At 55.6% G+C, this 14,636-nt stretch carries 9 protein-coding genes; 7 read left to right on the top strand and 2 right to left on the bottom strand.

Annotation, left to right across the window (positions count from 1 at the left end):
- Positions 1-53: 53 nt before the first annotated feature.
- Entirely contained in the window at positions 54-1,424 is a 1,371-nt protein-coding gene (locus A6F49_RS14005; RefSeq protein WP_052504973.1) for a phosphotransferase, read from the top strand.
- Here A6F49_RS14005 and A6F49_RS14000 read toward each other — a convergent pair.
- Both A6F49_RS14000 and A6F49_RS13995 read right to left on the bottom strand, forming a co-directional pair.
- Positions 1,421-4,891 carry an ATP-dependent helicase gene (locus tag A6F49_RS14000; RefSeq protein ID WP_043058581.1) on the bottom strand — a complete coding sequence of 1,157 codons (3,471 nt, stop codon included), beginning with the start codon at positions 4,889-4,891 and terminating at the stop codon, positions 1,421-1,423. The genes A6F49_RS14005 and A6F49_RS14000 overlap by 4 nt on opposite strands.
- A complete protein-coding gene (locus A6F49_RS13995; RefSeq protein WP_150119507.1) occupies positions 4,879-8,247 on the bottom strand; it encodes an ATP-dependent DNA helicase in 3,369 nt (1,122 codons plus the stop codon). The genes A6F49_RS14000 and A6F49_RS13995 overlap by 13 nt, the downstream gene beginning before the upstream one ends.
- Positions 8,248-8,307: 60 nt before the next feature.
- On the opposite strand from A6F49_RS13995, the gene A6F49_RS13990 reads away from it, so the two are divergent.
- The 6 genes from A6F49_RS13990 (at position 8,308) to A6F49_RS13970 (ending at position 14,629) form a co-directional block, all read left to right on the top strand.
- Positions 8,308-9,057, top strand: a complete 750-nt coding sequence (locus tag A6F49_RS13990; RefSeq protein ID WP_082911799.1) for an exonuclease domain-containing protein — start codon at positions 8,308-8,310, stop codon at positions 9,055-9,057.
- 248 nt (positions 9,058-9,305) lie between these two features.
- The gene (locus A6F49_RS18615) at positions 9,306-10,031 is read left to right on the top strand and encodes a peptide ABC transporter substrate-binding protein (RefSeq protein ID WP_268751207.1); all 726 of its coding nucleotides are present in this window, start codon (positions 9,306-9,308) and stop codon (positions 10,029-10,031) included.
- Positions 9,953-10,924: an ABC transporter substrate-binding protein gene (locus A6F49_RS18610; RefSeq protein ID WP_268751206.1), complete on the top strand. Its 972-nt coding sequence runs from the start codon at positions 9,953-9,955 to the stop codon at positions 10,922-10,924. The genes A6F49_RS18615 and A6F49_RS18610 overlap by 79 nt, the downstream gene beginning before the upstream one ends.
- Positions 10,925-11,062: 138 nt before the next feature.
- On the top strand, positions 11,063-11,989 hold the full coding sequence (locus A6F49_RS13980) for an ABC transporter permease (RefSeq protein ID WP_043058582.1): 927 nt from the start codon (positions 11,063-11,065) through the stop codon (positions 11,987-11,989).
- Positions 11,982-12,956, top strand: a complete 975-nt coding sequence (locus tag A6F49_RS13975; RefSeq protein ID WP_043058583.1) for an ABC transporter permease — start codon at positions 11,982-11,984, stop codon at positions 12,954-12,956. Before A6F49_RS13980 ends, A6F49_RS13975 begins: the two co-directional genes overlap by 8 nt.
- Entirely contained in the window at positions 12,956-14,629 is a 1,674-nt protein-coding gene (locus A6F49_RS13970; RefSeq protein ID WP_043058584.1) for a dipeptide ABC transporter ATP-binding protein, read from the top strand. Before A6F49_RS13975 ends, A6F49_RS13970 begins: the two co-directional genes overlap by 1 nt.
- The last annotated feature ends 7 nt before the right edge of the window (positions 14,630-14,636 follow it).

The raw sequence follows: 14,636 nt of genomic DNA, 5'->3' as shown, positions 1-14,636 counted from the left end.
CTCACCATGGCCGTGCACACCAACCGTGTGCGATCCCGCGTAAGGTAGATGTGATGAAACGTACCGCCATGGAACTAGCAGCACTGGCCTCGGCCGCCATGCCGGGGCTTGACATTGTCCAAGCCGCCGCGTCACCTGACGACCCGCGAGCCTTTGACTCAGCCATCGTGACCGATACGGATAATAATCACTGGCGCGTACGTGCTCCTCGCCATTCTCAGGCTGCATTCCGTCTAGAGACCGAGATCCAAGTGCTATCCGGGTTTACCCCTGCCATCAGGGCACATCTGCCGTTCCGGGTGCCTTCAGTTGCCGGTGCGGTGCAAATTGATGGACTACGGACCTTCATTTATCACCAAATGCCCGGTGCTCCGATTGATTTGGCCACCATCACCCAGGCTGAAACACAAACCATTGATGACATCGGCCGGATCATCGCAGCAATTCACAAACTTCCAAGTGCTGTTGTCGAAACCGCAGACTTACCGGCCTATGGTGCCGAGCAGTCACGGGCCCGGATGCTCTCCGAACTTGATCAAATGGCGCTCACAGGCAAGGTCCCTGCAGACCTGTTGCGTCGCTGGGAAAATGCGTTTGAAGAACGCCAGATGTGGACGTTCGTACCCCGAGTGGTCCACGGGGATTTTGATGAAACCTCACTATTAATTGACCGGAACCGGGCGGTAGGAGTTACCGCTTGGACCGATCTGCACATTGGCGATCCGGCCCGTGATTTTATGTGGCTTGCTTCGACAGGGTCCATCGAGTTTCGGGATGCTGTCATCTCGTCCTACCACCGACACATGAAGCTGCCCGCAGACCAGGTCGATCTGCATCTGATGCGTCGTGCCGCTTTGGCTGCTGAATTCTCCTTGGGCAAATACCTCATGTCTGCGATCCATGCCTCTGACGACGCAGTCATCGCAGAAGCCCAGTCAATGCTTAAAGATTTAGCCGCTGACATCGACCACACGGGTGGCCACGATGTCGGCCAGCAATTCTGGGAGCCAGTCGCCACTGCAGAACCCGTGGGGATCAGTGACGAAGACGCCTCTGACACCGAGCCGGCAGCTCCATCCGAGTCCGCGCCAGTCGAGACCGTCGAGGAAGAAGACCACGACGACACAGATGACGTGCAAACTGACACTGATGTGGAGTCAACTGAAGCACAAGGGACCGCCTCTGATGTTGACCAGGTCCCAGGAGATAACGAAGAACCTGATACCGATGATGACGAGCAGACGGAGCCCATCGAAGACTCCCAGACTGCTGATCGTCAAGACGGCGGGGCTGAACTGGTTGTCCACTCGTTAACGGATGCCGGGGAGATCGTTCGTCACGATGCTCCCCAGCCCACAGCAGAGGACGACGACACTCAACCCATATCCTGGAAGGTCGTGCAGGAAAACCTGCGCAAAGATTAGTCCTCGTCACCAAATGCAGCAGCCAGTAATTTCTCCAGTTGGGCTGCGCTAGCAAAGTCTTGAGGCGTCTTTTCAACCCCGTGAGCTAAGTACACAAATTTTCCAGTGATATTCTCCAGCGGAATGCCGTGCAGACGCGACCATGCAAGCCGGTAAATCGCCAGCTGGAGACTGCGGTGCGGCATTTCCGCGTCGCTTGGGACACGCCCTGTCTTCCAATCCACCAGCTCCCACCGCGCTTCGGGATCAAATTCGATATTTGGGTCTCCCCCATGACGAAACACTGCGTCAATACGCCCACGCAACGTCAACCCAGCAACAGAGGTTTCCACCGCGGCCTCAATCATGACAGGTGCTTTTTCCGCCCAATCTGAGACTTCGAATTTTTCGCGCAGCTCAGCAAGACCGGTGACTTCATCCCATTCGGCATCCACTAAGACTTCGGTATCTTCAATATCCAGCATCGGCGTCAGCCCAGGCCGGTTCTTGGTGTAGAAGTGCTCAATCCATTCGTGGACAAGTGTGCCTTCTCGTGCAGCAGCAGTCGGACGCTGCGGCATAGGTCGACGAATCTGACGTGCCACCGCATCCGGATTATGTGCCAGTTCAACAAAGCGACTAGTAGAAATGTGTTCTGGCATCGGGACGTCGTGGGTGACCGGCATATTTGCTCGGTCCAACACCCAATCAATGCGTTGGGCCAGATCCTCGTCGAGCTGGATGGGCGCCCCGGTGGCATGCCGAACGCGCTGCGCGGCACGAGTCAAAACTTCTCTACGTGGGTGGCTTCTACGCACCTGGATGGAAGCTTGTGTTGGTTCCGGCAGTCTGCCGTCGTCGCGGGCCTCCACTTGAAAATGCACCGGCCCATCAAGCGGATCGAAAGGCCACTGGGCTACCAGTGCCTTAGCCCGGCGAGGATTTTCTTCCGGGAATTCTTCGGCCCAGTGAGCTTTCTGGTTGAGGCCATAATGCTCGTCGTAGGCCACCATCTCTTCCAAAAAGACAGACATCGTTTGAGGACGGCTCGACGTACCCTCCCAATATGAGCCAGAGACCCACAAGAGATCTTTGGCTCGGGTAAATGCCACATACGCAAGGCGACGTGCTTCTTCCAACTCGTGGCGTTGGACCTTTTGTTTGAGACTCAGCACCTCACGGCCATGCGTTTCGGACAGCTCATCGGCCATCTTTGCTGTGAGTGTGTCCACCCCGGATAGTCCTGCCCACTCGCGGCGGTCACCGGCAAATTGTTGATCCCATGACGGAAGGGTGGCGCAGTCTCCCCGCAATGGCCAAGGCAGATCGCCTCGACTGGTGCTGGTCCACAGATCCACTTTATTACCAGGGAAAGTATTTTGCGTCAGCCCTGGAACAAATACGGCATCCCATTCCAAGCCCTTTGAAGCGTGCATGGTCATGATTTGAACCGCACCGGGTTTGGGCTGTTCGGGTGGCATGTCCAGCCCGTCTTCTTCTTCAGCGGCGGTTTCAAGCCACGTGAGGAATGTGATGAGGTCCAGGGTCCGGGTTTGGTCCGCCGAGGCTTGGAAGCTTTCGGCGATGCGCAAAAACTCATCCAAATAGCGTCGTGCTTCAACGGACTGATGACCGGGGCGAACCCCGACTTCGACCCCTAGACCCGTGATGTTTTCGATGTGACGAATCAGGGTTGGGATGGGCAAGTGAATTTGACGCATCAGGTCACTGATCAACAGCCGAACTGTGTGGAGTCGTTGGAAACCATCTTCGCTGAACGTTTGGCCTCGGCTACTGACCCAGTTGTCCTTGGGCAAGCGCAGCAAGGCACTGACCATAGAGGGATGATCGATATCTTCAAGCGCTGAGGTGTCAGCATCCAGCGGATCATTGCGCGTCTGATATTCCAGGGTTCGTGCGAACTGGTTCAGGACCCACAGATCCTCAGGACCTATGCGCCAGCGAGCATTCGTTAGCAATCGCAGTAGGCCATCGGATTCTTGGGGTTCGGCCAAAACTTTCAGGATCGCAACGATCTCGATGACCTCGGGAATCGTCAAGAGCCCGGCTAGGCCAACTACCTCATAAGAGATGCTACGGGCTTCGAGTGCTTCGATCAGGGGGTCGAATTGTTTTTTCGTACGGCACAAAATAGCAGCAGTGGTCGTGCCATCGACGACGTCGAGCTCTTGGATGCGCTTGGCCAGATCACTGGCTTCTTCATCAGCCGAGCCAAACCAGTTCAGCTCCACGGTTCCGGTTCCTGCCCCTGGTCTGGCTTGGAGTTCAGGAATGATATGGCCGGTGTCGGCTTCTTCACGTAAGGGTTGTGCTACATGGTTAGCCATGTCCAAGATTCCACGGCTATTCCGCCATGCGGTAGTGAGAACCAGTTGTTGGGCGCCAAATTCTTCAACGAATGAAAATAGCTGTCCTGCCGATGCACCACGGAATCCATAAATCGATTGGTTCGGGTCGCCAACTGCAGTCACTGAGTGCGAAGATTGGGTACCGTCGGCGCGGCCGAACAGGTATGAGAACAGCTTGAGCTGGGCATGCGAGGTGTCCTGGAATTCGTCCAGGAGGACGATCTTATATTTTTCACGTTCGATGGCCCGCACTTCGGGTAACTGGGTGGCGATCAAGGCGGCATAGCGCACGAGATCGCCGTAGTCCATGACGTTACTGGCCTTTTTGAGCTCAAGGTAATCGGTGACCATGTCGGCGATTTTGCTGCGAAGCTTCAGGCTGGTGAAGATCGAGTTGGTGCTAGCGGTGGATTTGCCTTCGGGCAGCCCCTGCCCGAAAGTGAACATCTCTGCCAGAGCCTGTTTGACTTGGCCTGGTTCTACGAGGTGCTCCGCGCAGTCACCGGCCAGTTTGGAAACAGCTTTAATCGTCGAGGACAACGGCCTGTCGCGCACGCCGGCGGCAATACTGGTAGCTAAATCTTCAGAGTCAACATCCGAGAGGTCAATATCGGCGTCGTGTTCCCGAACGACTTCGGTGATCAGTTGGTGAGTCTCGGCTTCCCCGATAAGTCGAGAATCCGGTTCGACCCCGATTCGTAGCCCATGGTCGGCGACCAAAGTATTGGCATAGGAGTGGTACGTGGTCACAGTGGCTTGACCGATGTCGGTGGTATCGAAGTCCAACTCGATGTCTTCACGTGCAGCCAACCGTTCAATGGCAGTGTTGATGCGAGTTTCCAGTTCACCGGCTGCTTTGCGGGTGAAGGTCACCCCCAGGACCTCTTCGGGCCGAACATAACCGTTGGCGATCAACCAAATGACTCGGTCAGTCATCGTGTGCGTCTTGCCAGAGCCTGCACCCGCCACAACCAATAGCGGATCTGGTCCAGCCTCAATGATCGCGGTTTGCTCGTCCGTTGGATACAGGCGTTTGTCGGCGGGTTTGTGGTCTTCGAGCAGATCCGTCAGCTCGCGTGCGGTGTAGCGCGGTGCATGTCCCCACGTTAGATCAGCCATTCGGTTACCTGTTGTCCTTCCTTACAGATGGGGCACAGTGTGGTCAGCTTGCAGTCATCAGCATCGTGCACTGTATAGAAGTATGGCCCTTGCACCCAGCGGGCGGCATCGGCAATGTCTTGTTCAGCCCAGGTCATACCGTCATCCAACGGGGCTTGGGGCTGAATATTGACAGACTTATTCGTTGTGCCCAGTTGAACCAGCGCTGCACCTGCGGGTTGACGACTCGGCACGATATCTTGCAGCGCACCAGCTTTGACCATGGCCTGATAGACACCCAATTGCGGCAGTCGTGCCAGGCGAGCACCCGTAACCTGCGAGGCACCGGTTTTCAGATCAACGACGTAAGGGCGGCCCTGGGCGTCGACTTCGACCCGATCAATAATACCGTTGAGTTGAACCTGAACCTCGTCAAAGTCCATGTCCACAGTCACACGATGCTCAGTGTCAACGAGTTGGCGGGGGCCAAAGGCTTCAGCGGTCTTGCCCCGACCGGTCTGATAACCTGCCCGCATACCGGAGACATACTCATAGTAATACTCCAAGGTGCGTTGTGCTTTAGCATATAGGGCGTCGTATTCCCAGCCGGGGGCAATTCCAGCCTCGGCCGCAAGCACGGGGAACTTTTCTTTGAGTTCTGCAAACATATCGGCCACGGAGGCATCTGGGAACTTCTCAGCGATCGCGTGGATAAAGGTTCCGGTTGCTGCAGCAGGGTGGGTTCCAGCGGTGGAGATTTGATAGATGAACCATTGCAACGGCGACTCAACGGCGGTCTCCACCGTTGATGGCGACAGGCGCACTCGGTTGGGAACGCCGTGTTCATCGACACCATGAATTGGTGCGGTCGTTGATAGGTCGACTAGTCCCCACCAATGGCCTGGTTCAGCGGTGCCAATCCCACCATCGGCTAGTACTGCGAGCGCATTGGCGGCCTGATCGCCACGGGTTTCAAGCGCTTCTGCCTCGACGGGGTCGACAGTACTGAGGAGGTTTCGTTCGGTCTCTTCCAAGGTCCGGCGCAGGTGGATCACCAAGCCGTCAGCCGTGAGCGGGGTCGCTACCGTTGTGTATGGACGTACGGGTTCATCGTCGGTAGGTTTCCACGGGTCAAGACGATCAATGAACATCGACGGCTGGTGATCCGCGTCGGCAACAGCGGTACCAATCAGCCGACGGGAGGCCCGTGATATTGCCGCAGCAAAAGTCCGCAGCTCATCGTGACGTACCTGAGCGATGCGCTCGTTAATCAGCTGTTGTCCGGCGGTGCCAGTGACTTCTTCGACAAGCTCTTGGGTGTGCAATAGCTGCCCCCGCAATCGTGTATTCGGCCAAACGCCTTCTTGAACCCCGACGACAAACACGGTGTCCCAGTCACGTCCGGCTGCTGTCGTTGGTGTCAGGACAGAAACCCCTGACTGACCGGCACGTGCCGAGAGGGTATCCATAGGCAGATCTTGTTCTGCTAAATACTGGGTGAAACCAAGGGCGGTCTGACCCGGGAACTGCACGACATAACGTTCAGCTGCTTCAAAAAGCGCTACAGCCGTATCAAGGTCGCGGTTGGCACGAACCGATGCGTTTGGATCATCAGATAACGCTTGCTGTTCCCACACGTCGCCGACATCTGGTAGGGCAGTCTCCCACCCTGCCCACAACACCATTTCAGCAGAGGCCTGCTCTTCGATGGTCGCTTTGACCATGGCCGCCAGCATGCGCCCGATGCGTACTGCCCCGGCTGCATACCGCGGCATACGCTGATCAGCGTCCAGTGCAAGAAGTTCGAAGGCCCGATCAGTGTCGGACACCAATAGATCAAGCAGGTGTGTGGAATCACGGGTGCCACCGGCGTCGCGTTCCACTGCCAGAAGACGACGACGTAGATTGCGCAGCTCCACCGGCGTAGAGGTGCCATAGCGTCCGGTGATCAACCAATGTAAGTCTGCAGGCTCTAGTCCGGTGGCGGTTTCGGCACCGCCGTGTGCAACGGCATCCGCTGCTGCGGTGAGCACGAGTAAGGGCGCTGCGGCCGGTTGCTGGTTGAGCATGACTTCGGAAATCGACCGAACCACTGGAATCGCTTCGGTTTCAAGCGCGGTAGCGACCTCAGCGACTTTGGCAGAGGTGCGAGCAAGAACTGCCACGTCTTCAAATGCAACGCCATGTCGGTGGTGCAATTCCAAAATCTGTTGGACGATAAACAGGTGCTCTTGGACCGGTGATGCCAATCGGTGAACTGTGACGGCGTCGTCATGAGCTGCCGCGCTGAGATGTGATCGGGCATCCGGCAGGCCACCGATGGCAGGGATTCGTCCCACAGTCCGCTGATAGGCGCCGTGCAGTGATGAACCGAGCCGATATCCCTTCTCTAAGGTCACGGTGGTGGCATCAGGGGCTAATATCTCTGGCCAATTCACTAATGCTTGTGGGCGGGCACCGCGGAATCCTTGGACGGTGGTGTCTGGGTTGACGGTGATGAGGACATCCCGGTTGGCTCCGATAAGTTGGATCAGCCGGTGGATGGCTGGGGTGGCATCTTGGAAGTCATCAATAATGATGTGTTTGATGCGTTGTGTTTCCACAGCCGCGAAATCGGGATTGGCTTCCCACAGCTTGACCGCTGCGGTGATCAAACCTGAGGGGTCATAGGCATCAGCACCGGATAGGTCCAACACATCGCGATAATCCTGCAAGATTGTTGCAGCAGCAACCCATTCAGTACGCCCTTTTGTGCGGCCCAAGACTTCGAGGTCCCCGGGTTCAATACCGTATTCAGCACATCGGTCAATCAGTTCGCGCAGTTCGTGGCGCAATCCACGCAGACCCACGGCCTGTTTCAAACTGTCTGGCCATTCGATAGTCAGCTGTGGATCCGTGACGTAGCCTTCGATCAGTTCCGCAATCAGCCGGTCCTGTTCGGCACCGGCCAGCAGGCGCGGAGTGGCACCTTCTGCTTCTCGTATCCTGTGAATCAGGTCAAAAGCATATGAGGAAAACGAGCGCACCGGTGTCTCAGCACGTGAATCAACTGATTCGTAATTAAGACGTGCCGTGAGATAGTCGCGAAGCTGTGCCGCCCCGGTACGGGTATTCGTCAAGAACAAGACCTCGTTGGTGGCAACACCCGAGGTGATCTTTGAGACGGCGTATTCGACAGCCGTGGTGGTTTTTCCGGTGCCTGGCCCACCCAGCACCATCAGCGGGCCGTGTCCAGCGGGTTGGTTGACCACCTCATGTTGGCCAGCGTCGAGTATTGGGGCAGGACGGTAGAGGTTTCGAGGCCGAAGCAGTCGCGGAGTTGACACCATGGCTTCCATTGAACCACTTTTCTTACCGGAGGGGTCAACCTTATCCACACGTCGGCTCGCAATCCCCAGGCAGTTCAGTTCTGACGTACAAGCAGGTATTTTGGAAGCATGACGACTGCGGCAAGCATATTATCCATCCCTGGGCCGGATGAACCCTGGCACACCGGGACATTGCTGGGGTTTGACCTTGAAACCACCGGGAAGAATCCTCATACCGCGCGCATCGTCACGGCCTCCATCGTGCTGCTGGATCCTGCAGGCAGTGTGCGCGCTCATTCCGAGTGGCTGGTAAATCCCGGGGTAGAAATCCCGGCGGAAGCCGCTGCCGTCCACGGCATCAGCACTGACTACGCTCGCGAGCACGGTATGGACGCCGCCAGAGGGTTAGGGGAAATCGTTGCGACGCTAAGGGATTTTATGTATCACCGCGTTCCTATCGTTGCCTACAACGGAGTGTATGACTTCACCGTACTTAGTGCGGAAATGGCGCGACGCGACATGGGCGATTTCGCAGTGGCCGGCGTTGTTGATCCGTACATCTTAGATAAACACGTCGACACGTACCGCAAGGGAAAACGCACCCTCGAAGCAGTCAGCGAACTCTACGATGTGACGCTTGATCAGGCTCATACTTCCTTGGCGGACTCGGTAGCCGCCGCGCAAGTAGCACAAGCAATCGTGGCCAAATACCCCGGGCATTTTGATACCCCGCTTGAGACGATTTTCAATCAACAGATCCGCTGGAAAGCGGCCCAGGCTGCCAGCTTCGAACAATTTTTGCGCCGAAAAGATCCAGACGCCACAGTGTCCCGCGATTGGCCCGTAGAAAAACTTTCGGTACCCGATTCAGTGCTCTAACCAGCTCAAATTCTCTGGCTTTATGAAGATACGCGATACTTTCAGTTACGTGTAGATGACAGCTTAGGGACGGATTTCGCTCGCTTCTGCTTCGCCGAACGGCGCCAATGGTTACATTTTGTTCATAGTGGCGTAAACTCTGAGATGTGAATCACCCTGCTTTCAAGTAATGTGAATCATGCGTTGCGTTGAGACAAAACCTAGCGCAACATCAATTGCTTGCACTTACCCTTGAACGGAGATCCCGTATGCAACCCAAAAGGATGCTCAAATACGTTGCAGCGCTTTCAGTCGCAGCCCTGGCATTGACTGCCTGTGGCGGCGGAGGAGACGATGCCGACGGCGGCACTGCTGAAGGCGACATGGTCATCAATGCCCATGGCACTGAACCACAAAACCCGCTGATCCCAACGAACACGAACGAAGTCGGCGGCGGACACATCGTCGATGCGATCTTTGCCGGCCTCGTATCGTATGCTACCGATGGCTCCACCGAGCTTGAGGTCGCTGAGTCGATCGAATCTGAAGACAACTTGACCTGGACCATCAAGCTCAATGACGGCTGGACCTTCTCAGATGGCACTCCTGTCACCGCAAATTCGTTCGTTGATGCCTGGAACTACGGCGCGAACCCAGACAACGCCCAGCTCAATGCATATTTCTTCAACCCGATTGAAGGAACCGATGACGAGGGCAACAGCACCGAAGGTGAAACCCTGAGCGGTCTGGAAGTTATCGATGACCTAACTTTTGAGGTCACCCTAAAGGAAGTCGCAGCAGACTTCCCCGATCGACTTGGCTACTCCGCATACTTCCCACTGCCAGAAGTTGCTTTTGAAGACATGGAGGCCTTCGGCGAAAAACCGGTTTCTAATGGTCCCTATGTCCTGGATGAATGGAACCACGATGTCGATGCAGTCCTATCGACCACCCTGATTACGAGGGTAACCGCACTCCACAAAATGACGGCCTAACCTTCAAGTTTTACACTGACCCAGATGCTGCCTACACCGACGTCCAGTCTGGCGTTTTGGACATCATGGACCAGGTCCCACCATCTGCTGTCTCAACCTTCCAGGACGATGAGAGCATCCAGGCTTTCACCGAACCAGGCTCAGTCAACGGCACCATCACCATTCCAAGCAGCATGGAACACTTTGGTGAAGATGAAGAAGGCCAACTCCGTCGTCAGGCCATCTCCAAGGCCATTGATCGCGAGGCCATCACTTCGACCATTTTCGATGACACCTATACTCCCTCCACCGATTTCTCTAGCCCGCTGATGCCAGACTTCACTGAAAACATTGAAGGTGCAGAAGTACTGGAATTCGATGCTGAAGAAGCCAAAGATCTGTGGGCACAAGCTGATGAAATCAGTGAATTTACCGGTTCGTTCCAACTCTCATACAACGCTGATGGTGCCGGAAACCGTGAATGGGTGGAAGCAGTCACCAACCAGATTCGTGAAAACCTCGAAATCGACGCTGAACCAAATGCGTTTGCCGCCTTCGCCGAATTCCGTGAGCTCATCACCAACCGTGAACTGGATACTGCCTTCCGTACCGGCTGGCAGCCTGATTACCCATCGGTTTACAACTACCTGGGCCCAATCTTTGGAACCGGAGCAGGCGCTAACGACGGAGATTACTCCAACCCAGACTTCGACCAGCTACTGCGCCAAGCAGCCGCCGCTGAAGACGAAGCTACCCGTGCAGAGCACCTTGCAGCAGCGCAGGCCATCCTGCTGGAAGAGCTGCCTGCCATTCCTCTGTGGAACCGTGATGCTATCGCCATCGCGGCTCAAGGAATCGAAGGTGTACAAGTTAACTGGCAAAACCAGCCAGACTACTACCTTGTCACCAAATAATTCAGTAGTCACACCATAGTCTACGACGATTGAATCATCCCTGTGACCGCCGAAAAATTCGGCGGTCACAGGCTTTGGTCATCCAACTTCTAGGTCACATCACTCACAAGGTGATACGACAAAAATTCGAGGTACAGCATGTGGCGTTATATCGTCCGCCGACTGCTCCAGACCATCCCGGTTATCCTGGGAGCCACACTGCTCATTTATGCGCTAGTGTTTCTCCAGCCTGGCGACCCCATCGTGGCGCTCTTTGGAGAAAAACCGGTCTCAGAAGCAGCCAGAGCACAACTTGAAGCTCAATACAATCTTGATAAGCCCTTTATCGTTCAGTGGCTCCTCTTTCTCAAAGGCGCCCTCGTAGGTGACTTCGGTATGTCCTATTCAGGACAGCCCGTAGCCGATCTCATTGCACGAGCCTTACCGGTCACCTTCCAACTGGCATTCATGGCCATGATCATCGAAGCCATCCTCGGTGTCATCGCTGGCTTTTATGCTGGACTGCGTCGCGGCAAACTATTTGATTCCACCATGTTGGTGGTGTCGCTGATCGTGATCGCGATTCCGATCTTTGTTCTGGGTTTCGCACTCCAGCTGATCTTCGGCGTGCAGTTGCAATGGGTCCCACCAACGGTAGGCTCGGACACGACCTTCACCAACCTGCTGCTGCCGGCAGTGGTTTTGGGACTGGTCTCGTTTGCCTACGTATTGCGTTTAACCCGAACATCAGTCATTGAAAACCTCACCGCAGATCACGTCCGCACAGCACGAGCCCACGGCGTTCCTGATGGACTGGTGAACCGCCGACATGTACTGCGCAACTCATTGATCCCAGTGGTTACGTTCTTGGGCGCTGATCTCGGCGCGCTCATGGCAGGAGCTGTGGTCACCGAAGGAATTTTCAATATCAACGGCATCGGCAATCTGGCCTATCAGGCCATTCTGCGAGGCGAAAACCCCACCGTCGTATCGGTGGTCACCATCATGGTCCTGATCTACGTGGTCGCCAGCCTGCTAGTTGATCTGCTCTACGCTGCTTTAGATCCGAGGATTCGATATGCATAACCACACGCCACAACCTGGACAAGAACGTTTCGTCGCGCCGTCCATCGACACGGAGCTACCTGCAGCCGTCGATGTGGACACCTCGCATCCGCCTGAAAGCCAATGGAAACAGGCTTGGAAGTCGCTACGCAGCAACTGGATCTTCTGGTTCTCCGCCATCTTGTTGCTGCTGGTGTTAGTTGTCGTCTGCTTCCCTACCCTATTTACTTCGGTCGACCCGCGCTCGGCTGATCTATCAAATAGCCTCGGAAAACCGCAACCCGGGCACATCTTTGGCTTTGACCGACAAGGCTACGACGTCTTTGCACGCACCATTCACGGTGCACGGGCTTCAGTCGTTATCGGTCTACTGACCACCCTCATCGTGACAATTATTGGGCTATTCACGGGTGCAATCGCCGGATTTTTCGGCGGTTGGGTCGATACAATCGTCTCCCGTACCGCCGATATTTTCTTTGCGATTCCACTGCTTCTTGCTGCAATTGTGGGCTTGTCTGCCCTAAATAATGTTTGGCCCGACCGTGGGTACTGGGGCGGTGTTACAGCCGTGGTGATCGCACTAGCGGTGTTTGGCTGGCCCCAAATCACGCGTATCGCTCGCGGGGCAGTCATGGAAATTAAGAACCTAGAATTCGTTGATGCCGCTCGCTCCCTGGGTGCTTCCAAATGGCGCAACCTGTTTACCCACATCATTCCCAACGCACTGCCACCGGTTATTGTGACTGCAACAGTATCCCTGGGTGTATATATTGTGGCAGAAGCGACGCTGTCGTTCCTGGGCATTGGGCTGCCCCCATCAGTCGTTTCGTGGGGGAACGACATTGCAGCCGCTCAGCCACAGGTGCGCTCGGGTGATAACTTGCACGTTTTGTTCTTCCCTGCTGGCGCGCTGGCGCTGACCGTGCTGAGCTTCATGTTGCTCGGTGACGCTGTGCGTGATGCACTGGATCCGAAAGCGAGAAAATAATGTCACAACCACTTTTGGAAGTCACTGATCTGCACATCGATTTCAGTGTTGATAAGCGCAGCGTGCACGCAGTTCGCGGTCTGAACATGACCATTTATCCGGGTCAGACGGTCGCGATTGTCGGTGAGTCTGGGTCCGGGAAATCCACCACCGCACATGCGATCATCGACCTGCTGCCAGGGACCGGTAAAGTCACCAAAGGCTCCATCAAATACGATGGCACCGACCTGGTGAAGCTGCCAGCACGCAAACGGCGCAGCTATCGTGGTTCACACATCGGTCTGGTCCCCCAGGACCCACTATCCAACCTGAACCCGCTGTATAAGGTTGGCGCTCAAATCCGTGAGGTCTTAGAGGTCAATAACGTGGCCAAGGGTAAGACTGCTGATGCACGCGTCGTAGAACTGCTAGAAGAAGCCGGCTTGCCCGATGCCAAACGCCGTGCACAACAGTTCCCTCACGAGTTTTCCGGCGGAATGCGTCAGCGCGCACTGATCGCAGCAGGTCTTGCTGCACGACCAAAACTGCTCATCGCCGATGAACCCACCTCAGCCCTTGACGTAACCGTGCAGAAACAAATTCTGGACCACTTAGACGGACTGACCTCAGAACTTGGCGTCGCGGTCTTATTGATCACTCACTACTTGGGACTGGCTGCTGAACGCGCCGATCATCTGCTGGTTATGTATAAGGGCGAAGTTGTTGAATCGGGGCCGGCACTTGAGATTCTGCAGGATCCGCAACACCCGTATTCAAAACGGTTAATCAATGCAGCGCCTTCCCTGCAATCGGAACGAGCCTCGGCTCACGAGCGCGAAGCGATCCGCAAGAGCGCTCAGGAGCACATCGAGGAAGAGCCTGAAGTTGATATCCAAACCCCAGCCATGCAAATCCAGAACCTCACCAAGGTGTTCAAATTGCCAGGCAAAGGATTTTCGAAAACTGATCTCATCGCGGCCCAGCACGTCAATTTCGATCTCGACCGAGGTACTACAACTGCACTCGTGGGCGAATCAGGCTCTGGGAAATCCACCGTGGCACGCATGGTGCTCGGATTGGAAACCCCCACCGAGGGACACGTATATTTCGACGGGGTGGATATTTCGACCATCACCTCACGGGACCAGCAGCTGAAGTTCCGTCGTCGTATTCAACCGGTCTTTCAAAACCCATATGCGTCCCTGGATCCGATGTTCTCAATCTATGACGCGATCGAGGAACCACTCGTGGTGCATAAAGTGGGTTCGAAGGCCGAACGTGAAGCGCGTGTTCGCACACTGTTAGATCAGGTATCACTGCCAGATACCGTTATGAACCGGTTTCCAAATGAGCTCTCCGGTGGTCAGCGCCAACGCGTTGCCATCGCTCGAGCGCTCGCGTTGAAACCAGAGGTTCTGGTGCTCGATGAGGCCGTATCGGCGCTAGACGTCCTAGTGCAGGACCAGATCTTGCAACTACTCAACGATCTGCAGGTCGAACTGGGTCTTTCCTACCTGTTCATTACTCATGATCTGGCGGTCGTCCGTCAGATTGCCGATGATGTGCTAGTTATGCAGGGCGGCACGGTCGTGGAGCAAGCCGATGCCGATAGCATCTTCAACAACCCACAAGTGCCCTACACCCAACAACTGCTGGCAGCCATCCCCGGTCGAGATATCCCGCTGGCAGGCTAATCCTCAC

Origin of the sequence: Enteractinococcus helveticum (assembly GCF_001657475.1) — a bacterium.
Lineage (GTDB): Bacteria > Actinomycetota > Actinomycetes > Actinomycetales > Micrococcaceae > Yaniella > Yaniella helvetica.
Note: the sequence above shows the minus strand (reverse complement) of the source record. Positions and strands in the feature narration are given on the sequence as shown.

What these genes read in the sequence shown, in the direction of transcription:
- A6F49_RS14005 (WP_052504973.1), top strand. Translation starts at nt 54, where the DNA reads ATGAAACGTACCGCCATGGAACTAGCAGCACTGGCCTCGGCCGCCATG.
- A6F49_RS18610 (WP_268751206.1), top strand. Translation starts at nt 9,953, where the DNA reads ATGGAACCACGATGTCGATGCAGTCCTATCGACCACCCTGATTACGAG.
- A6F49_RS13980 (WP_043058582.1), top strand. Translation starts at nt 11,063, where the DNA reads ATGTGGCGTTATATCGTCCGCCGACTGCTCCAGACCATCCCGGTTATC.
- A6F49_RS14000 (WP_043058581.1), bottom strand. Translation starts at nt 4,891, where the DNA reads ATGGCTGATCTAACGTGGGGACATGCACCGCGCTACACCGCACGCGAG.
- A6F49_RS13970 (WP_043058584.1), top strand. Translation starts at nt 12,956, where the DNA reads ATGTCACAACCACTTTTGGAAGTCACTGATCTGCACATCGATTTCAGT.
- A6F49_RS13990 (WP_082911799.1), top strand. Translation starts at nt 8,308, where the DNA reads ATGACGACTGCGGCAAGCATATTATCCATCCCTGGGCCGGATGAACCC.
- A6F49_RS13975 (WP_043058583.1), top strand. Translation starts at nt 11,982, where the DNA reads ATGCATAACCACACGCCACAACCTGGACAAGAACGTTTCGTCGCGCCG.
- A6F49_RS18615 (WP_268751207.1), top strand. Translation starts at nt 9,306, where the DNA reads ATGCAACCCAAAAGGATGCTCAAATACGTTGCAGCGCTTTCAGTCGCA.